This window comes from Roseibium sp. JB4-4 (assembly GCF_055693425.1).
Genome location: NZ_CM146333.1, coordinates 3,453,326 through 3,472,602, shown reverse-complemented (window position 1 = coordinate 3,472,602; position 19,277 = coordinate 3,453,326). Strand labels below are relative to the sequence as shown.

Here is a 19,277-nt window from a genome sequence, read left to right as displayed (position 1 = left end):
AAAGTCAACACACCCTTACAGGTTCTTAACCTGGAGGAAGCACTGATTAGGGTACGGACCATCATGTGGCAAGTGCGTTTCAGTCAGGTATCTCAAGGTGGTCAGGTTTCCAGTCTTCCGTTTCAAACTACCGGCTTTCGTACAAGACCGGATCGACCGGCATTACCTTGACATCTCCATGAGCCGTCTGTTGCCGCTGGTCATCCTGATCAGTTTCGGCGTGCTTGTTGGACTGGTATTCAATACCGGCGTCGGCCACCCTTATGACAAGGTCATCCATATCGGCTTTTTCGCGTTACTGACCCTTTCCATCCACGCGCTGTTTTGTTGTCGCTTGAGGATTTCGGCGGTTGTCGCCTTTGCCATGGGGTTGGCTGGAGAAGTGGTTCAAGGGTTCTTGCCACATCACGAAATGTCGCTTCCAGACGCGTTCGCCAACGGTATCGGCGTCACCCTGGTTGTTGCGCTGATTGCCCTCATCCGGTCCGAAGCACGGCAGGCTGTCAAAGACGCTCCGGAAGAACTTGATTTCAGTGGTATGGGTCTTGAACCCGTCCCGACACGTTACCTGTCGGGCGCGCCTTCGGAAGGCTCTGGCGTTCCTTCGGAAAAATAGTCTTCGGGCAGTTCGACACGGACCCTGTCATTGGCGAGGTCGATTTCCGGTACGAAATCCCTCGTGAAGGGCACGTAGAACGTCCGGCCGCGTTTGGGACGAATCTCGAGCAGATCGCCGGCACCGAAATCCTGTACCGCAACAATCTTGCCCAGAACCTCGCCATCCTGATCCAGCACGGTCGAGCCGTTTAAATCCGAATAGTAGAATTCATCGTCATCAGTCTCCGGAAGCTGGTCACGGTCGACATAGAGCTCAACCCCGTTCAACTCTTCCGCCTGATTGCGGTCGGTGACGCCTTTGAAGCTGGTAATCACGACCGTCTTTTGCACACGCGCATTCTTGACCTCAAACGACCGTTTGCCGTCTTTCGTGGTCAGAATGCCATAGTCGGTGAAGGAAAGCGGATCATCCCCAAAAGGTTTGACCCGCACTTCCCCGCGAATGCCGTGAGCTGCACCGATCTTGGCAAGAAGGATCTTCTGATCTTCAGACGAAGTCATGTCAAAAGACCTCCAGCGGCAAGACCGGTACGCTTAAACATCATTGCTTATTCAGCAGCAGCTTCTTCGGTCGCTGCTTCTTCGGCTGCCGGTTCAGCAGCTGCTGCGGCGGCTTCTTCTTCAGCCAAACGCTTGGCTTCCAGACGCTCTTTCGCTTTCGCGCCCGGCTCAGCCTTTTGCGGGTTGTTGCGCGCTTCGCGCTTCAAAAGACCTGCAGCATCCAGGAAACGGTGTACGCGGTCTGTCGGCTTTGCACCGTTATCGAGCCAGTATTGAATGCGCTCGACGTTCAGATTGACGCGCTCTTCGGAGTCTTTCGGCAGCATCGGATCGTAGGAACCGACCTTTTCAATGAAACGGCCGTCGCGCGGGGAGCGGATGTCCGCGACAACAATACGGTAATACGGGCGCTTCTTGGAACCGCCGCGTGCCAGACGAATTTTCGTAGCCATTTTTCTTTCTCCAGTTTCTAGCTGCCGGCTTTCGCGGCAATGGCTTCATGGTGCCGGATCACTTCACGAACGATGAAGTTCAGCAGTTTCTCGGCAAAGTCAGGATCGAGATTGGCGTCACCGGCCAGTTGCCTCAGCCGCTCGATCTGAATTTTTTCCCGCGCCGGATCAGCCGGCGGCAGGTCGTTTGTGGCTTTCAGTACGCCCACTTTCTGGGTGCACTTGAACCGCTCTGCGAGCATATGAATGAGCGCCGCATCGATGTTGTCGATGGAAGCTCTAAGTGATTTCAATTCGCCAAGCGCTTCGCTCTCTCCGAGCCGTGTTTCCGCTTCGCTCATCGCTTTTTACCCTTACCCATTCCCGGCAATCCGGGCAGCTTTGGGCCCCCCAGACCAGGCAGGCCCGGCATGCCGGGCGGAAGTCCGGCACCGCCCAAACCGCCAGGCATGCCTCCGGGCAATCCCTTTGGCAGTTCCATGCCACCCGGCAGCTGACCGGACTTGGCCATTTCCTCAAGCTGCTTCGGATCGACATCAGGCATTCCACCGCCCATGCCGCCCATAAGCTTACCGAGCATACCTTTGCCCTTGCCCATCTTCTTCATCATGTCCGCCATTTGGCGGTGCATCTTCAAAAGCTTGTTGACGTCGGCCACCTGAACACCGGAGCCCGCGGCAATACGTTTTTTGCGGCTGGCCTTCAGCAGATCCGGCTTCTGCCGTTCCGTCGGTGTCATCGATTGAATGATCGCAACCTGCCGCTTGAACATCTTGTCGTCGATGTTCGCCGCTTCGATCTGCTTTTTCATTTTGCCGACGCCGGGAAGCATGCCCATCATTCCGGACATGCCGCCAAGTTTTTCCATTTGCTGCAGCTGTTCGGCAAGATCGTCCAGGTCGAAATGACCCTTCTGCATCTTCTTGGCCATCTTCGCGGCTTTTTCCGCGTCGATGGCCTCAGCCGCCTTTTCCACCAGCGATACGATGTCGCCCATGCCCAGAATACGGTCGGCAATCCGTTTCGGGTGAAAGTCTTCAAGTGCGTCGGATTTTTCGCCGGTACCGATCAACTTGACCGGCTTGCCCGTAACCGCCTGCATGGACAAAGCCGCACCGCCGCGGCCATCACCATCCATACGGGTCAGTGCAATACCCGTTATGCCGACCCGTTCGTCGAAACTCTTGGCGAGATTGACAGCATCCTGACCAGTCAAGGAGTCGGCTACGAGCAGGATTTCGTGAGGCTGTGCAGCGGATTTGACTTCCGCCATCTCGACCATCAGTGGCTCATCGATATGAATGCGGCCTGCAGTATCGAGCAGGACAACGTCATAGCCGCCAAGCTTTGCAGCCGACATGGCCCGATTGGCGATCTCAACGGGTCCCTGGCCTTCGATGATCGGCAACGTGTCGATCTCGTTCTGCTCGCCAAGAACCTTCAGCTGCTCCTGAGCTGCCGGACGGCGGGTATCAAGCGATGCCATCAAAACCCGGCGCTTGTCGCGCAAGGTCATGCGTCGTGCAATCTTTGCAGTTGTGGTCGTTTTGCCCGAACCCTGCAGACCGACCATCATGATCGCCACCGGCGCCGGCGCATTGAGATCGATCGGCTGTCCTTCTTCGCCAAGCATCTCAATCAGCTGATCGTGCACGATCTTCACGACCATCTGGCCAGGCGTGACCGATTTGACCACTTCCGCGCCAACAGCCCGGTTGCGGACCTTGTCGGTAAAGGAACGAACGATCGGCAACGCGACATCGGCTTCAATCAGCGCGCGGCGTATTTCGCGCAGCGCTTCATTGACGTCGTTTTCCGACAGTGCTCCACGACCCGTGAGCTTATCGAAAATTCCGCTTAGTCGATCGGACAGGCTTTCAAACATCAGTGGTCCTTAAACTCGCCAGTTTCGGGAGAACTCCCGATCCATATGGGCAACCGGTGTGCAAATCCAAACGGGTCGAGCCATGCAAAGCAGTTTAGCACCCGAGGGCGCAACGCGCTGTCGGGTGTTAACCTCCGGGCTCTCTTTACACCTTTGCGGGTCCCGGTCGGCAATTCGAATTTCAGTCACTCAAATGGAGTTGGCGGGTCTATGCCTGAAACGATGGAAGGAGTCAAGCAAGCTGCGGAATTTGCCTTCCTTCAACGGTGCCGCTCAAAGCAAAGCGAAATCACGCCTGGTAGCCCAGCGCCTTCATCATAGCGGCGACGCCATCTTCGACTGTGCCCGTGTTTTCAATTCGGACTAGATTCGCGAGCGAGTCTGGCTCTAGATCTGCCCGTTGAAGCCGCCGCCTGATATCGTCTTTGGTTTCTCGCCCGCGCGCGGACAACCGCTCGGCCAGTACGTCAATTGGAGCCGTGATCAGAAAAACGATGGCCGATTGATACTTTTGCGCCGACCGCTCGAGAACTTTCCGGGACCCGTTGGCAATCACCGTCACGCCCTTGGCGATGGCCTCGTCATAGGATTTTGGAATGACATAGCCCAGACCGTGTGCTTCCCAGGACAGGGCGACCTCCTGCGTGTCGACAAGGCGGTCGAATTCGTCCCGGCTGAGCGTATCGTGGTCTTCTGCTTCCGGATCGGCGTCGCGCGTGATGGCACGACGGGCAAACACCACATCGCTTCTGAACTTCAAGCGTTCATGGAGGGCTGCCATAAGCGTGTCTTTGCCTGCGCCGCTAGGCCCAACGACCAAAACCATGCGGCCTGGGCCGAGTCCGGCATCCTCAACCGTAACGTCAGGCAACCCGCCGGCCCTCGCGCCATACGCCCCTGACAATCGGAATGTTACCGACCATCTTCACCTGAATAAGATCCGCCCGCAGACCTGGCGACAATGCACCCCGGTCAGACAATCCAATCGCGTTGGCCGGCGTCGACGTCACCATGGCAACCGCTTGGGGCAAAGAGATGCTCTCAGTCTCTTCCGCCAGTTGAAACGAAGCCTGGAGAAGGGACACTGGAACATAGTCGGAGGACAAAACATCCAGGACACCGGCTTCGGCAAGTTCCTTCGCAGACACGTTGCCAGAGTGTGAGCCACCCCGGACAACGTTGGGCGCGCCCATTAGGACCGCCATGCCGGCGGCATGCGAGGCCTTTGCCGCTTCAACCGTGGTCGGGAACTCAGCGATCTTCGTTTTCAGCTCAATCGCCTCGTCGACATGATCCTGCGTTGCATCGTCATGACTTGCTATGGCGATACCCCGCGCCTGGGCAATTTCCGAGAGTTTCTGCCGGTTTTCGGGCGCCAGGCCACTGGCGCGCTCCTGACGCCGGCGGATGAATTCTTCCATCTGCTCGTCCGAAAAGCCCTTTTTACCCTGATAGTAGATCTTGTAGGCATCGAGCGAAACGAATTGGCGCTGCCCGGGCGTATGATCCATCAAGGAAATCAAGCGAATGCTGTCGTCATCTTCGAAGACCTTGAAAGCCTCGAGCACATCCGGTGCCGAGACTTCACAGCGGAGATGGATAAAGTGATCGGCGCGCAGCCGATGTTCCTGCTGGCCGGTTTCGATCGCATCCGCAAGCGTGCGCATATCCGGATATCTGAGGTCAGCGTCTTCATCCATGCCGACACGCAACGCATCGAAAACAGTCGTAATGCCCGCGCACGCAATTTGCGCGTCATGCGCTTGAACGGCTGAAACCGGGTTCCACCGAACTTTCGGACGGGGCGCATAGTGTGTTTCAAGGTGGTCTGTATGCAGCTCAACCAGGCCTGGAAGCAAATAGTCACCGTCGCAATCGTGGCCGTCTGTTTCGGTCGGAGACGCGACGCCGGCGATCAGTCCCGCTTCGTCAATTTGAAGCGAGCCGTCCAACACGTCGTCGGGCAGAACAAGTTTGGCGTTCTTGAAGACCTTGGGCTGCGTGCTCATACGTTCTCCTTGCGGGTGAGACTGTCGTCGGGAAACTGGACGTTGCATGGCGCCGTGCCGCCGGTGAGTTCAAAGATTTTCTGAACCTGAAAAGGTGCCCCGGGTTCAGGCTCTACATAAAGCCCGAAATGACTGCATCTGCGGCGGTTTCCCGTCACCTTTGCGAAGAAGGCGCACGCGGATTCTGTCAGAAATTCCGCCTCCTTTTCCGCGTCGAGTTTGTTCGAAAGCGTCATGTGAAAGCGAAATTCATCGAAGATGTATGGATAGCCCCAGTCTTGCAGGTAAGCGTCCTGCTTCGGGGACAGGCCGCTCTTGCGGCGCCGCTCCAGATCGGCATCGGAAAGTGGCGCTCTGAACTTGTCAAAGTGACGGACACACAACCCGGCAAAGGCCTTCAGATCCGGTTCGTCCTGGTCAGGTGTGAGTGCCAGAAACTTTCCCAGCCTGTTGACTCCCAGTTTTTGGATTTCAAAAGGTGCAATGCTGCTTGCAAAGTCTTCGCAAGCGCTCACCAGGTCATTTTCCGTTTCACCCTCGCGCAGAAAGAACGGCGCTTTTAGTGTCCCATGAAAGCCGTAACGTCGGGGACTGGATGTCAGCTCAGCAACCCGAGCCTGAGACAATCCTTCGATGCCGGGCTGTGGCAATGGATCTCCCGTGAAGGTGTCCCTGCCAAGCCAGGCATTGCCTAGGAGCATCAGGCTGTCATCGGCCGTAGCGGCGAAATAAATTGCATAGCGCATGGTGAACAATCATGTGAAAGGCGGGTGGCTGCGGACGGCCTACCGGTGGGCAATGACCGTTCTGTGACAATTGTCGCCCGCCCGCAAGTCCAGACCGCCTTTTTGACCTTTTTCCCACGGCCGCTAAGCGGCCACCTCGGAACTGAATGACGTGACATCTATTATGCGGTCGGCGATTTCCTGACGCACATCCTGATCATGCAGAATGCCGACCATAGCGACGCCTTGCGCTTTCTTCTCTTCCACCAGCCGAACGACCACCGCCCGGTTGGCGGCATCGAGTGACGCTGTCGGCTCATCGAGCAGCAGGATCGGATAATGCGCGATAAAACCCCTCGCAATGTTGACCCTCTGCTGCTCACCGCCCGAGAAGGTTGCCGGAGGCAAGGTCCAAAGGCGTTCCGGAACATTCAGGCGCGCCAGGAGCGTCCTGGCCTTGTCTCGGCCTTCCTCTTCGCTTGAACCTTGCGCGATCAACGGTTCAGCAACAACGTCTTCTGCTGAAACACGGGGGATCGTGCGTAGAAACTGACTGACATACCCAATGGTATCGCTACGCAGTTTCAGGATATCGCGGGGTTTGGCGCCGGCCACATTGACAATCTCGTCACCGACAGTCACCAGAATCTGGCCCTGGTCGCAACGATAGTTGCCATAGATCATCTTCAGGATTGAGCTTTTGCCGGCACCGGACGGGCCGCCCAGCACGACGCATTCGCCGGCATCGACCGAAAATTCGACCTTTTCGACGACAGGAATGACAGTGCCCCCTTGCAGGTGCATGGTGAATGTCTTGCCGACACTGTTAAGGTAGAGACGAACAGCCATTGGAATTGACCCCGTTCAGACTTGAAGAATGGAAGAGACAAGCAGCTGCGTATACGGCTCGCGCGGGTCGTCCAGAACCTGATCCGTCAACCCGGCCTCAATCACATTGCCGTGGCGCATGACCATGATCCTGTGCGAGAGCAGCCTTGCAACGGCAAGGTCATGGGTGACGATGACCACGGAAAGGCCAAGATCAGCCACCAGACGGCGCAAAAGGTCAAGCAGACGAGCCTGGACGGAAACATCGAGCCCGCCTGTCGGTTCGTCCATGAAGACCAGCCGGGGACGTGTCACAAGATTTCGGGCAATCTGCAAACGCTGACGCATCCCACCGGAAAAAGATCGCGGGTCATCATCGATCCGGTCACTCTCGATTTCGACACGCCCAAGCCAGTCATCTGCCGTGGAACGAATGTTTCCATAGTGCCGATCACCTACGGCCATCAGCCTTTCACCGACATTCGCGCCGGCAGACACATTCATGCGCAGGCCGTCAGCCGCATTCTGGTGCACAAAGCCCCAGTCTGTGCGCATCAGCAGACGGCGCTCGGCTTCCGTCAATTGATAGAGATTGCGCATAGCGCCATCTCGCATGCGATATTCGATTGCGCCTGCGGTTGGCGCAAGACGCGTTGAAAGGCAATTCAGCAAAGTCGTTTTGCCGGAACCGCTTTCTCCGACAATGGCCAGCACTTCACCGGGCCAAAGATCGAACGAGACGTCCAGACACCCGATCCTGTCGCCATAATATCGAGTGACATTATGAACCTGCAGCAAAGGGGCTTCGGGTTGGAACACGTTCATTGAACCGTCTCCTCTGATGCGCCACCGGCGAAGTGTGTGGCTGCCGGGTCGGCTGCCATCGGGCCAAGATGCCCGTTCGCGCGGCGTTCCTCGCAATGGTCACTGTCGGAACAGACGTACATCCGACCGCCTTGGTCATCGAGGATGACTTCGTCGAGATAGACATTTTCCGCACCGCATAGCCCGCAGGGCTTGTCAAATTTTTGAACTTCGAAGGGATAATCATCGAAGTCCAGGCTCTTCACCTTCGTATAGGGCGGGATTGCATAGATCCGTTTCTCGCGGCCAGCGCCGTAAAGCTGCAGCGCCGGCATCTGGTCGATTTTCGGGTTGTCGAATTTGGGCGTCGGAGAAGGATCCATGACATAGCGGTCATTGACCTTCACCGGATAGGCGTAGGTCGTAGCAATATGGCCGTTTTTCGCGATGTCTTCGTAAAGCTTCACGTGCATCAGACCATAGTCTTCAAGAGCGTGCATCTTGCGGGTCTCGGTTTCTCGAGGCTCCAGGAACCGAAGCGGCTCGGGGATCGGCACCTGAAAAACCAGAACCTGGTCTTCCCTTAATCCCTTTTCCGGTATCCGGTGCCGTGTCTGTATGACGGTGGCTTCAGAGGTCTCATAGGTGGTTCTGACACCCGCCGTCTTTTCAAAGAAGCCACGGAGCGAGACCGCATTCGTGGTGTCGTCCGAACCCTGATCGATCATCTTCAGACAATCGTCCTTGCCCAGTATCGAAGCCGTCACTTGGACACCACCCGTCCCCCAGCCATACGGCATCGGCATTTCCCGGGAGGCAAAAGGAACCTGATATCCGGGGATGGCGATGCCCTTGAGGATCGCTCGCCGAATCATGCGTTTGGTCTGTTCATCCAGGTAAGCGAAATTGTACTCGCCCTGGTCGAAGATCTGAGCCGTATCGTTCATTCCGCAGCCTCCTGGGCAGCATCGCCGCTGTCTTCTTCCTGCCGGCGTTTTTCGAACCATTCGGCACGCATCTGGCGCACCAGGACGAGTTCAGCCTGAAAGTCGACGTAGTGCGGCAGTTTCAGGTGTTCGACAAATCCGGTTGCCTGGATGTTGTCCGAGTGAGACAGCACAAATTCGACATCCTGTGCCGGCGCGACCTGCTCTTCGCCCAATTCTTCAAAGCGCATGGAGCGATCGACCATTGCCATGGACATGGCCTTGCGTTCCACCTGGCCAAAGACGAGACCATAACCCCGCGTAAAAGTCGGCGCTGTCTTGGCCGAGCCTTTGAACTGGTTGATCATCTGACATTCGGTGACCTTGATGGTCCCGAGCGTGACCGCAAACCCCAGCTCTTCGGCAAAGAACTCAACTTCGACCTCGCCATAGCGGATTTCTCCGGCAAAGGGGTGCGTTCGGCCATAGCCGCGCTGCGTGGAATAGGCGAGCGCCAGCAGAAAACCCTCGTCGCCCCGGGCAAGGTTCTGAAGGCGCAGGTCACGGTCTGCCGGAAACGACAGTGGCTCCCGCGTCAGATCGCCCACAGGAGCCGTCTCGTCTGACACTGGGTCCGGCTCCATCAGCCCTTCATCGCCCAGGAGGTCCGTGACCCGCGGCATTGCTACGTCCTCAGGCGGTAACGTTTCGACGGCAGGCTCTGCACTGTCGTCTTCCGCCGCTAGGGCGAAGTCGAGCAAGCGGTGGCTGTAATCGAAGGTTGGACCGAGCACCTGCCCGCCGGGAAGATCCTTGTAGGTTGCAGAGATCCTGCGCTCGACCAGCATTTCTGCGGTATCGACCGGTTTGCTGTACCCAAAACGTGGCAGCGTCGTGCGGTAGGCCCGCATCAGGAAGGCAGCCTCGATCAGATCACCCCGCGCTTGCTTGATGGCCAGGGCCGCGAGTGTCTCGTCGTAAAGAGACCCTTCTCCCATGACACGGGCAACAGCGTGGCTGAGCTGCTGGGCAATCTGTTCGAGTGTCAGCGAGGGAACAGAGGTATCGCCGCGCCGGCGTTTTGCGGTCAGCTTGTGAGCATTGCGGATGGCTTTCTCGCCACCCTTGACGGCAACATACATGACTCAAACCTCCGAAGGCAGAATGCGGGTAGACCGGGGCAGGGCGCTAATGCGCCCCTTGCCGGAAAAGATCAGATCGACACCTCGCGGAAACAGCCGGCTGTTGGCCGAGACCTGATCCCAGAAAACTGGTGGTAACGGACCGGTCGACAGTGCAGCCCTATCTTTGATGCCGGGTCCTTCAAGCGTCACTGGTGCGTGTTTGCCGAATTCCTGCGATGACAGGACCACTGTGGTCGATCGATCCGGATATTCTGCGGAACCCTGATTGAAGCTGGCCAAAGGCACCAGATGAGCAGGATCTGCAACAATCGCGAAGGCTGCCTCGACAGGTTCCTTCACAATTGGAGCACCGGTGTGAAAACGCAGGAACGACTTGACCGCGTCACTCGTCATCAAAGGCCTGTCGAGCCAGACGGGTGTGTCATAATCCAGCAGCGTCAAAACAATGGCCGCAACGGTCGGCGTGAGAGGGGCCGGCGGCACCAAGCCGTCTTCCCGGATCAGCTGCTCCGTTCCAGGCCGCGCCATGGCATTCATGATCGCCCGAAAGCATTCTTGCGCATCATGCACCGGATCCTGAAATCCCGCGGCAAGCGGGGTGGTGTGCTCACTTGCATCGATTGCAGTGTCCATCAGTTGTCTCCGCGTACCATGGTGAAGAAGTTGACTTTGGTCGCTTCAGTCTCTTGTTTGACGGTCTCTTTTGCCGTGCTTTGCGAACCATCGAGCGGCCTTATGATGTCCATCTCAATTTTGTCGCGGCCATCGCTTGTTTGCCAAAGTGCATCGATCACTGCCGATTGCAGCGCTTTTGTCTTGTTTCGGCCAAGTGCATAGCTGCTCCCGGTTTCCCCCGTTCGCAGGCGCACGACACAGCGCGTTACTGTCACCTCACCCAAATTGAATGGGCTGCCCGTGCCCCCCATTCGGCCGCGCACCATCACCAGACCCGTTTCCGGTTGACGGACAAGATCATAGTCGGGTGGCGACAGCGTCTCATATCTTTCCGCAACAGCCTCGGGAGAGGCAGCAGCGAGCGTTGCCATGACTTTCCGGCGGGCTTCCACCGTTCCGTCCGTGTTGGATTGAGAAGAGTTTTCAGTCATGAAGCGCGCCTTTGTCGGGTTGGGCGGTTCCTAAGAAGAAATGCAGGGCAGGATCTGCTTAAGCAGAATTTGTCTATTTGTCTATACAAATAAACTGATTGACTAATTGCTACTGAAATTTGATGACGTTCGCATGACGAACAACAGCTCAGTTGATCGTGGCGCCGGAATAACGGTTTGGCGACAGATCATGGAAACACTCAAGGCTGACATTATTGGCGGTGTCTTTGAGAAGGGCAGCCGCTTGCCGCCGGAATCCGATCTTGCCGCGCGTTTCGGCGTGAACCGGCATACCGTTCGCCGCGCAATTGCTGCACTGACGTCGGAAGGCATATTGCGGGCCGACCAGGGCCGCGGAACATTTGTCGCCTCAGCTCCGCTCAGTTATCCAATCGGCCCGCGTACTCGATTTTCGGAAATCGTATCGGGACAACACCGGGCACCAAGCGGCCGACTGATCGGCTCCGCCATCGAAGAAGCCGACGCATTTCTTTCCAGTCAACTTGGCGTACCGTTAGGAGAGCCCTTGATCAGGGTGGAAACATTGAGAGTGGCGGACGGAACTCCAATGATTGTCGCAACAAGCTGGTTCGAACAGTCTCGCGTACCCAACCTTGTTGCGGACTATGCCGAAAACGGATCAATCACCAAGGCATTGAAGGCTGCCGGCATTGAAGACTACCAGCGCAAGGAAACGCGGATAACAGCCGAGCTTGTCGACGCTCAGGACGCCCGCCAGCTTGGTCTCGCCCTGGGTCAGCCGGTACTGGTGATGGAAAGCCTGAATCTCGACGACAGCGGAAAGCCTCTCCAATACACCCGCGCGCGCGTTCCAGCTGACAGGATCCAGCTCGTCGTCAATGGCGATGGCTAGGCGCGAACACCTCTTTTCATTTTTTCTAGCAGGCCTATTCAGCCAATCAGGAAACACCGCGATGCGATTCCTTCAACGATTGGTGTCGTCCGGTTTCCTTCAGATCGCCGATTACCCCAAACTCAACTGGGAAGTTCAACCCGGCTTATTTTTTCCTTCATGGAAAAATATCTTTTCGTTTTCGAAGGCAATAGGCCACCTGTTTTGAAGGATACAAGGCCTTCAGTCTTAGCAAAAGCAAACTATCAACGTTCACGAGTGAGTGTATTTCTGAACTGATTCAGTCTCTTACTACGATGTATACATTAATATTTCCACTTCTTATTTGTAACGATTATTTTGTCTCAAATACAACTTTTGGTATTGCTGCCTATGCTGCCTGAGTACGTATTTTACCTTACGTAAAATCTTTGAACGCTATCCGTTCCGGCAAGTAGGGACTGGAAAGGCTCGAAGAATGACTGTTCAGCATAGAATACTGATGGGTTTTGGGCTCATTGCTTTATTCATCGCCGCCGTTGGAATCTGGGCCTATGTCAGCTTGTCGGTGGTCGGTGAGGACATTGCCGCCATGGAAGACATGAGCGGTGACGCCCTTCTGGCATCCGAAATGAATGCCGATATGGCCAAGGTTCTGGTCAATACCAACAAGTATATTCAGACCCGGTCAGAGGAGGCTCTTCAAGCCACAAACGAGTTCCTTCGGCAGATGGAAGACGGGATCAAAACGGCCGAGGTTGAAATTCGAAACCCGGTGCGTGTCGAACTTGTTCAAAAGATCAAATCCGGTCTGACCGACTTTACCGGCGGCCTTGAACAGGTCATAGCGCTGTATCGGGAGCGCGACGTGCTTGTTCAGGACAAGCTCGACAAGATCGGCCCAATAGCCCGAAAGAATCTTTCCTCCATAAACGAGACGGCAACAGAAGATGGTGACTACGAAACCGCAAACCTTGCGGCCAGAGCGTCGCAGGACTTTCTGCTGGCACGTCTTTACGTTTTAAAATTTCTTGCATCCAACAACACGGCGGACTTTGAACGCGCCATGATGGAAATGGGCGTCATAGAGCAAGAGTTGGCCCTGCTGGACAACAGCATCGAAAACCCGGAACGCAAAGCAACTTTGGCAGCTACAATTCCCATGATCGTGGACTATAGGTCTTCGGCCCAGCGCGTTCATGACATCATTGTTGAGCGCAATTCAATTCGAACAGGCGTGCTCGACAAGACCGGATTTGAGGTCAATGGATGGGCTGCACAAGTCAAGGAAAGTGCCGTCCAAGACAACAGTGCCCTTGGACAAAAAACACTCCACGAAGCATTCGTCGCCGAATGGCAGATCATCGGCGCATCCGCATTTGCGTTCGTGCTGGCAATAACCCTCGCAATATTCATTTCTTTCGGCATTACGCGCCCACTCGCACGTCTCGTAGGTGACGCCGGCAGGCTTGCTGATGGCGACACGTCAGTTGAATTCGCCGAAGCGCGCCGCCCGGACGAAATCGGCAATGTGGCGAGATCCGTGGCCGGGTTCCGCGATGCTGTGGTCCAGCGTCAGGAACTGACAATCCGCCAGGAAGCTGAACAGCAGGAACGCGAAAAGAGGAATGCGCGTATTGCGGAACTCCTTGAAACGTTCAGCGCTCAGATCAGCGATATGCTGAACTCGGTCAAGGGTGCAACGGTTTCGATGCAATCAACGGCCACTCAGATGACCCAGACCGCACAGGACACGAGCGGTCAGGCGAGTGACGTCGCAGCAGCTGCCGAAGAAGCAACGACCAATGTTCAGACCGTTGCCAGCGCGACTGAGGAACTTGCAGCCTCTTTGCAGGAAGTTAGCCAGCAAGTCAGTCATTCATCGGAAATCTCCGACAAGGCCTCCTCGGAGGCCAAAAGAACCAACTCTCAAATTGGTGGACTGGCAACCGTTGCAGAAGACATCGGAGAGGTCATCAGCCTCATTCAGAACATTGCTGAGCAAACAAATCTACTGGCCCTCAATGCAACAATTGAGGCCGCACGCGCCGGAGAGGCTGGCAAAGGCTTCGCAGTTGTCGCCGCAGAAGTGAAAGAACTTGCGAGCCAGACCGGCAAGGCAACAGAAGAGATTTCACAAAAAATCTCAGCAATCCAGGCAGAGACACGAGACGCCGTTGGTGGCATCGAGGCAATCGGAGAAATCATCGAGGAAATGAACACCGTTTCCGCCTCGATCGCTTCCGCAGTCGATCAGCAGACAGCCGCGACGTCGGAAATTGCCTCCAATGTGGATCAGGCTTCACGCGGCACAACGGTGGTCAGCGAACAGATCGCCAAAGTATCCGGCGCAGCCAGTGAAACGGATACCGCTGCCCATAGCGTCCTCGAAGCCACTGCGCAGCTGGCACAAAGGGCTGAAGATATGCGCTGTACAATCGAGACGTTCCTGTCAGAAGTGCGTGCTGCATAGAGACAATTTCACAGAGAAACTTAGGAAAGGGGCGCATGACAGCGCCTTTTTTTGTCATTCTGACCAACTCGGTCACTTTCGCGGAACAAAGAACCTGCCCGGCAGCGTGTTGGCACCGGATGGGCCTTGATTGATTGCCTTTCCCGCATAACCCATTGATCTTTTTCACCTCTACGTTTCAATCTTGTTGAAGGAGCCGTTCTTAAATTTGCGGTGAACCTGTGCTTGAAGGGCTTTCGGGACACGCCTAAGGTGCGGTGTGCGTGGTTTTCGCGACACCGTGACCAAGAGGAGATCTCACTTGCCTCTCTATCAAACGTCTTCCAGCCGGCGTGACGAAGTTTTCGATATCTACACTCGCGACTTATCCGAACAGCCCTTGCCGAAATACAGGATGCCCGAGAATTCCTCTCTCGCGGATACGGTCTACAATCTGATTCACGATGAGCTGCTTCTTGACGGCAACTCTCGCCAGAACACGGCAACTTTCTGCACCACCTACGCATCCCCGCAGGTTCAAAAGCTGATGACGGACTGTGTCGACAAGAACATGATCGACAAGGACGAGTATCCTCAGACCGCGGAAATCGAGAACCGCTGCGTACACATTCTGGCCGATCTATGGAGCGCGCCCGAGGCGGGAGCGACGCAAGGTTGCTCAACAACAGGATCCTCGGAAGCGGCCATGTTGGGCGGTCTGGCCCTTAAATGGAAATGGCGCAAACGGCGCGAAGCGGAAGGCAAGCCTGCCGACAAACCAAACCTGATTTGTGGACCCGTTCAGATCTGCTGGCACAAATTCGCCCGGTACTTCGACATCGAGCTCCGTGAGCTGCCGATCCTCGATGGCGAATTAGGAATGCGTCCGGACCAGGTGGCGGATGCAGTTGACGAAAATACCATCGGCGTTGTCGCCACGCTCGGAGTGACCTTCACCTGCGTTTACGAGCCCGTTGAGCAGATTTCGGCCATTCTGGATCAGATCCAAGCCGAACGAGGTCTTGATATTCCGCTGCATATCGACGCTGCCTCCGGCGGCTTTATCGCACCCTTCCTGCACAAGGACGTCGTCTGGGATTTCAAACTGCCCCGTGTTAAATCCATCAATGCTTCCGGCCACAAATATGGATTGGCCCCGCTAGGGGTCGGCTGGATTGTCTGGCGAGAAAAACAGGACCTGCCTGAAGAACTGATCTTCAATGTCGATTATCTGGGCGGCCAGGTTCCGACTTTCGCCCTGAACTTTTCCCGGCCTGCCGGTGAAATCATCGCGCAGTACTATCAGTTCCTCCGGCTCGGCAAAAAAGGCTACACCGATGTTCAGGGCTCATGCGCGGCGGCTGCCCAGTACCTGGCAGACGAACTGGAAAAAACCGGTCACTTCGACATTCTCTACAACGGAGACGGCGGTTTGCCGGCGGCCTGTTACTCTTTGAAGAACAGCACCGAGCGCGGTTATACGCTCTACGATGTTTCCGAACGCATGCGAATGAGAGGGTGGCAGATCGCCTCCTACCCGCTTCCCAGAGACAGGCATGAGCTGGTCGTGCAGCGTGTGCTCGTTCGACACGGAATGGGGCGTGACCTCATGGCGCTGCTGGTGGAAGACATGAAACGAACGATTGCTTTCCTGGACCGTAATCCGTTGTCGAACATAGAAGCCGGACCAACCTTTCATCACGGGAAGTGAAACTCATGAGCAAACCAGTACAGCCCGCCGGGAAGGCCCCTGCAACTTCGGGAGCAGCAAGGATCTCCGTGCTTGGTCTTGCCATGATGACGGTTGCCGCCGTGGTCAGCCTGCGCGGCCTGCCGCTAATGGCGGACGAAGGCACGGAACTGCTTTTCTACATCGGATTTGCCTCAATCATCTTTCTGGTTCCCGCCGCACTTGTTGCGGCGGAGCTCGGCGGAATGTTCGCCCGGTCCACGGGCGGCGTATACGACTGGGTGAAAGCGCCCTTCGGAGCGCGTGCCGGCTTTGTCGCCATATGGCTGCAATGGATCCAGAATGTGGTCTGGTACCCGACAGTACTGGCCTTTGCGGCAGCTTCTCTGGCTTACGTCATCGGCAAACCAGGCTTGGCCGATGATGGAATTTATACAGGAACGGTCATCATCTGCGCCTACTGGTTCGCAACCGCCATCGCATTGACCGGCACCAGCGCCGCGGCGCGCTTTACATCCATCGGATTTGTATTGGGGACCGTCGTTCCCGGCCTTCTGATCATCGCTCTTGGTGCAGCGTGGATCGCCGAAGGCAATGTCATCGCGTTTCTGCCGGCCGCGGCGGAAGGCGCTCACGCTCACATCCGGCTTTTCCCGCACATCACCGGACTATCGTCCATCGCTTTTCTGGGCGGTATCGTGCTGTTGTTCGCCGGCGTTGAAGTTCATGCGGTTCACGCCAATGAACTCAAGGATCCGCATCGCGATTTCCCGAAAGCCATTCTGCTTTCAGTGCTTGTCATCGTGGTACTGTTTCTGCTTGGGTCACTGGCCCTGGCCGCAATTGTCCCTGCCGACAAGATTGCGCTGGACCAGGGGCCAATGCAGGCCTTTAGCATCGCGCTGGGAGGTTTCGGCCTAAGCTGGCTGGTTCCAGTTCTCGCTCTTCTGATTGCGCTTGGGGCACTTGCTGGCGTGATGTCGTGGATTACCGGACCGAGCCGAGGGCTCCTGCGTACGGCGCGCGATGGCGAACTGCCGCCCCTTCTTGCAAGGACCAACAAGAATGGCATTCAGGTGGTCATCTTGCTGGTGCAGGGCTGCATCGTAACGGTACTCGCTTCGCTCTATTTCTTCCTAAAAGACGTCTCGGTAGCTTTTTTTCTGCTCTCCGCAATGACGATTACGCTCTATCTGGTGATGTACATGATGATGTATGCAGCTGCGGTACGCCTGCGCATCACCCATCCCGAAATGCCCCGATCCTACAAGGTACCAGGTGGCATGATAGGGATGATGGCAATTGCGGGTATCGGCTTTGTCGGCGTTGCCTTTGCTTTCGTGACTTCGTTCTTTCCGCCCAGCCAGCTGCCGGTTGGAAGTCCGACGAGCTATGTCGCCGTCGTGGCGATAGGCTTTGTCGTTTTCACCGGTCTGCCGATCCTCATACATGCGCTGAAACGACCTTCCTGGGTGAAGGTGGAAGAGGAAGAAACGTGAGATCCCGGTGTCGCGACTGAAAAAGCAAAGATCCTTGGCAAGGATGGCCTGACCACAGGCAAATACAACAGCTACAGGGACCAAGTCTCCCAGTCTTGACGGCTCGGCTAGGTCCAGAACTTGGGCGTTTCGCGTGTCGCTTCCCAATAGCCTTTGGCATGTTGCCATTTGGACTGGCATTGAGCCTCATGCCAACCGATGACAAATCCGATCGCCTGGGTTGCGGCAAGTTCGCCCGCTCCGCTGACGCGGCATTTGTCCGGCAAGCTTTCCGCCATGGCGACATCATTGAGGTAGCCGAAAATGTCCTGGAGTTTCTTCATTCGCTTCAGGAATGGTTTGACCGTCTCCTGCGGATAAAGGCTGCCGTAGAATTCAATGCCGTAGCGCATTTTTTTCATAGACTTACGCATTTCGTGTCGCTCGGGGATCGTCAGGTCCTCCAGGCGCTTGCCGAATTTCAGAACCTTCTTCCATTGTTTGGCAAGCGCTTTGCTGGCGTGGCTTTCGATGGGCTGTGCAAGCAGTGCCGTTTGATCGAAGTTTTCCGGATCGAGCCAACCCCGGCCCTCTGTGTAGGCGGCAAGGTCCAGCAAAAAGGCGTTCACTTCTTCCGATTTCAAATGATCGGTCAGTGTCTTGCGCGTGTCTTGCCCTCGCAAAGCATTCAGCGTGTCCAGCAGGGCATCGAAAGAAAGCGTTTCCGGAGCCTTGTCGACAAGCGGCGACACGATCTCTTCGATCAGAACATCGAGATCGCGCAAAGCTCCTGCTTCGACCGCAACCGTGCGCGCCATCTGATCCAGTGGCGCAGCTGTTGCCGGATAAAGGATAGGCTTGAAAAGCCGGAATGCGCTTCTCAAGCGGCGCAAACCCACACGAAGCTGATGGGGACCTTCCGGGTCTTCCGATGCAAGGACCGCAAGCCGGTTTCCTGAAATCTGTGTGAGACAGGAGCGCAGGACATCGCGGAACGCAAGTTCGACACTGGATCCCTTTGAAAAACTGATCGCTTTGGCAAAAAACGGTTTTCGTTCATCCTCCGCAACGCCTTCGGAAAACCGGAAGCCGCGCTCGGCTTTGCTGAAAGGGGAAAATCGGAAGGGAACATCTTTCAATAGCGCTTTCGCCGCTTCGAAGATCGCAAGGCTTGGACCTGCTTTCAGTTCCATTTCCAGCTCAACCAGCGGCTGGCTCCCGGAACCGGCAAGAATGTTTCCGGTATCGAAGGCAATCTCGATATGCGCACCGTCAGACGCACGGGTCAGCTCGCGGGTGGTCCGCTTCATCACCGTTTCAAAGCATTCATTCAAAGGCTTGTCGCCGATGATGTTGATGAGCTTTTCCTGGACGGATGGATCCTCGATAACTGAAAAATCGAGGGCACGGCTCTTCACCGGGTGTTCGGATTCAATTGGTGATGACAGACCGCCCATCACACCGGTGCCCAGTTTCGCCGTTTGCACCCAGCTGCGACCGGATTTCCTTACCCGCAAGGAGATCTTGGCCTTGCGCAACGCCTGATCCGGCGTATCAAAATAAATGGATTGCAGGGTCTTGGTAACCGACCGGCTGGCCGTAAAACCTTCAATGGCACCAGCGCGTTTCATGGCATCTTGTGCCATTGGGTCAAGTTCGAGCTTAAGCTCGATTTCACGTCCTGATTTACTCATGCAAATTTTCTATCCAAGGTAAATCCGCTTGTCCAGAAAAAGCGCACAATTTGCGCTTTTCTTCGCAGGCTAAGTAATTTCAGTCGGCGCTTGGGATAGCGGAAAACACTT

General features: G+C 56.0%; 19 protein-coding genes. 5 read left to right on the top strand and 14 right to left on the bottom strand.

Annotated elements, in window-relative coordinates:
• Positions 1 to 178: 178 nt before the first annotated feature.
• Positions 179 to 616, top strand: coding sequence for a VanZ family protein (locus ACZ1HV_RS16295; RefSeq protein ID WP_472715752.1), 438 nt, complete (start codon positions 179 to 181; stop codon positions 614 to 616).
• On the opposite strand, the gene rimM is transcribed toward ACZ1HV_RS16295, so the two are convergent.
• The 13 genes from rimM to phnG all read right to left on the bottom strand — a co-directional run bounded on the left by rimM (position 565) and on the right by phnG (position 10,999).
• A complete protein-coding gene (rimM, locus tag ACZ1HV_RS16290) occupies positions 565 to 1,119 on the bottom strand; it encodes a ribosome maturation factor RimM (RefSeq protein ID WP_472715751.1) in 555 nt (184 codons plus the stop codon). The two genes, ACZ1HV_RS16295 and rimM, sit on opposite strands and share 52 nt — an antisense overlap.
• Before the next feature lie 47 nt (positions 1,120 to 1,166).
• Positions 1,167 to 1,571, bottom strand: a complete 405-nt coding sequence (gene rpsP, locus ACZ1HV_RS16285; RefSeq protein ID WP_298816741.1) for a 30S ribosomal protein S16 — start codon at positions 1,569 to 1,571, stop codon at positions 1,167 to 1,169.
• 17 nt (positions 1,572 to 1,588) lie between these two features.
• Entirely contained in the window at positions 1,589 to 1,912 is a 324-nt protein-coding gene (locus ACZ1HV_RS16280) for a chorismate mutase (RefSeq protein ID WP_298816739.1), read from the bottom strand.
• Complete coding sequence (ffh, locus tag ACZ1HV_RS16275) at positions 1,909 to 3,456, bottom strand: signal recognition particle protein (protein ID WP_298816737.1); 1,548 nt, start codon at positions 3,454 to 3,456, stop codon at positions 1,909 to 1,911. The genes ACZ1HV_RS16280 and ffh overlap by 4 nt, the downstream gene beginning before the upstream one ends.
• A gap of 289 nt (positions 3,457 to 3,745) precedes the next feature.
• Complete coding sequence (phnN, locus tag ACZ1HV_RS16270) at positions 3,746 to 4,327, bottom strand: phosphonate metabolism protein/1,5-bisphosphokinase (PRPP-forming) PhnN (protein ID WP_472715750.1); 582 nt, start codon at positions 4,325 to 4,327, stop codon at positions 3,746 to 3,748.
• On the bottom strand, positions 4,320 to 5,465 hold the full coding sequence (locus ACZ1HV_RS16265) for an alpha-D-ribose 1-methylphosphonate 5-triphosphate diphosphatase (RefSeq protein WP_298964007.1): 1,146 nt from the start codon (positions 5,463 to 5,465) through the stop codon (positions 4,320 to 4,322). The genes phnN and ACZ1HV_RS16265 overlap by 8 nt, the downstream gene beginning before the upstream one ends.
• Positions 5,462 to 6,211, bottom strand: a complete 750-nt coding sequence (locus tag ACZ1HV_RS16260) for a DUF1045 domain-containing protein (RefSeq protein WP_472715749.1) — start codon at positions 6,209 to 6,211, stop codon at positions 5,462 to 5,464. Before ACZ1HV_RS16260 ends, ACZ1HV_RS16265 begins: the two co-directional genes overlap by 4 nt.
• Before the next feature lie 123 nt (positions 6,212 to 6,334).
• Positions 6,335 to 7,039, bottom strand: a complete 705-nt coding sequence (gene phnL / locus ACZ1HV_RS16255) for a phosphonate C-P lyase system protein PhnL (RefSeq protein ID WP_298816729.1) — start codon at positions 7,037 to 7,039, stop codon at positions 6,335 to 6,337.
• 15 nt (positions 7,040 to 7,054) lie between these two features.
• Positions 7,055 to 7,843 carry a phosphonate C-P lyase system protein PhnK gene (gene phnK, locus ACZ1HV_RS16250; protein ID WP_298816726.1) on the bottom strand — a complete coding sequence of 263 codons (789 nt, stop codon included), beginning with the start codon at positions 7,841 to 7,843 and terminating at the stop codon, positions 7,055 to 7,057.
• On the bottom strand, positions 7,840 to 8,769 hold the full coding sequence (locus ACZ1HV_RS16245) for an alpha-D-ribose 1-methylphosphonate 5-phosphate C-P-lyase PhnJ (protein ID WP_298816724.1): 930 nt from the start codon (positions 8,767 to 8,769) through the stop codon (positions 7,840 to 7,842). The genes phnK and ACZ1HV_RS16245 overlap by 4 nt, the downstream gene beginning before the upstream one ends.
• Complete coding sequence (locus ACZ1HV_RS16240; RefSeq protein ID WP_472715748.1) at positions 8,766 to 9,890, bottom strand: carbon-phosphorus lyase complex subunit; 1,125 nt, start codon at positions 9,888 to 9,890, stop codon at positions 8,766 to 8,768. Before ACZ1HV_RS16240 ends, ACZ1HV_RS16245 begins: the two co-directional genes overlap by 4 nt.
• A gap of 3 nt (positions 9,891 to 9,893) precedes the next feature.
• Complete coding sequence (gene phnH / locus ACZ1HV_RS16235) at positions 9,894 to 10,526, bottom strand: phosphonate C-P lyase system protein PhnH (RefSeq protein ID WP_472715747.1); 633 nt, start codon at positions 10,524 to 10,526, stop codon at positions 9,894 to 9,896.
• The gene (phnG, locus tag ACZ1HV_RS16230; RefSeq protein ID WP_472715746.1) at positions 10,526 to 10,999 is read right to left on the bottom strand and encodes a phosphonate C-P lyase system protein PhnG; all 474 of its coding nucleotides are present in this window, start codon (positions 10,997 to 10,999) and stop codon (positions 10,526 to 10,528) included. Before phnG ends, phnH begins: the two co-directional genes overlap by 1 nt.
• A 133-nt stretch (positions 11,000 to 11,132) precedes the next feature.
• Between phnG and phnF the strand changes: the two genes are divergently transcribed.
• The 4 genes from phnF to ACZ1HV_RS16210 all read left to right on the top strand — a co-directional run bounded on the left by phnF (position 11,133) and on the right by ACZ1HV_RS16210 (position 17,493).
• Positions 11,133 to 11,873: a phosphonate metabolism transcriptional regulator PhnF gene (gene phnF / locus ACZ1HV_RS16225; RefSeq protein WP_472715745.1), complete on the top strand. Its 741-nt coding sequence runs from the start codon at positions 11,133 to 11,135 to the stop codon at positions 11,871 to 11,873.
• A gap of 457 nt (positions 11,874 to 12,330) precedes the next feature.
• Positions 12,331 to 14,325 carry a HAMP domain-containing methyl-accepting chemotaxis protein gene (locus ACZ1HV_RS16220; RefSeq protein WP_472715744.1) on the top strand — a complete coding sequence of 665 codons (1,995 nt, stop codon included), beginning with the start codon at positions 12,331 to 12,333 and terminating at the stop codon, positions 14,323 to 14,325.
• 301 nt (positions 14,326 to 14,626) lie between these two features.
• Complete coding sequence (locus ACZ1HV_RS16215) at positions 14,627 to 16,015, top strand: glutamate decarboxylase (RefSeq protein ID WP_472715743.1); 1,389 nt, start codon at positions 14,627 to 14,629, stop codon at positions 16,013 to 16,015.
• A gap of 5 nt (positions 16,016 to 16,020) precedes the next feature.
• Positions 16,021 to 17,493 (top strand): amino acid permease, encoded by a 1,473-nt coding sequence (locus ACZ1HV_RS16210; protein WP_472715742.1) that lies wholly within the window; start codon positions 16,021 to 16,023, stop codon positions 17,491 to 17,493.
• A 107-nt stretch (positions 17,494 to 17,600) separates the two neighbouring features.
• Here ACZ1HV_RS16210 and ACZ1HV_RS16205 read toward each other — a convergent pair whose 3' ends face one another.
• On the bottom strand, positions 17,601 to 19,166 hold the full coding sequence (locus tag ACZ1HV_RS16205; RefSeq protein WP_472715741.1) for a CYTH and CHAD domain-containing protein: 1,566 nt from the start codon (positions 19,164 to 19,166) through the stop codon (positions 17,601 to 17,603).
• Positions 19,167 to 19,277: the final 111 nt, after the last annotated feature.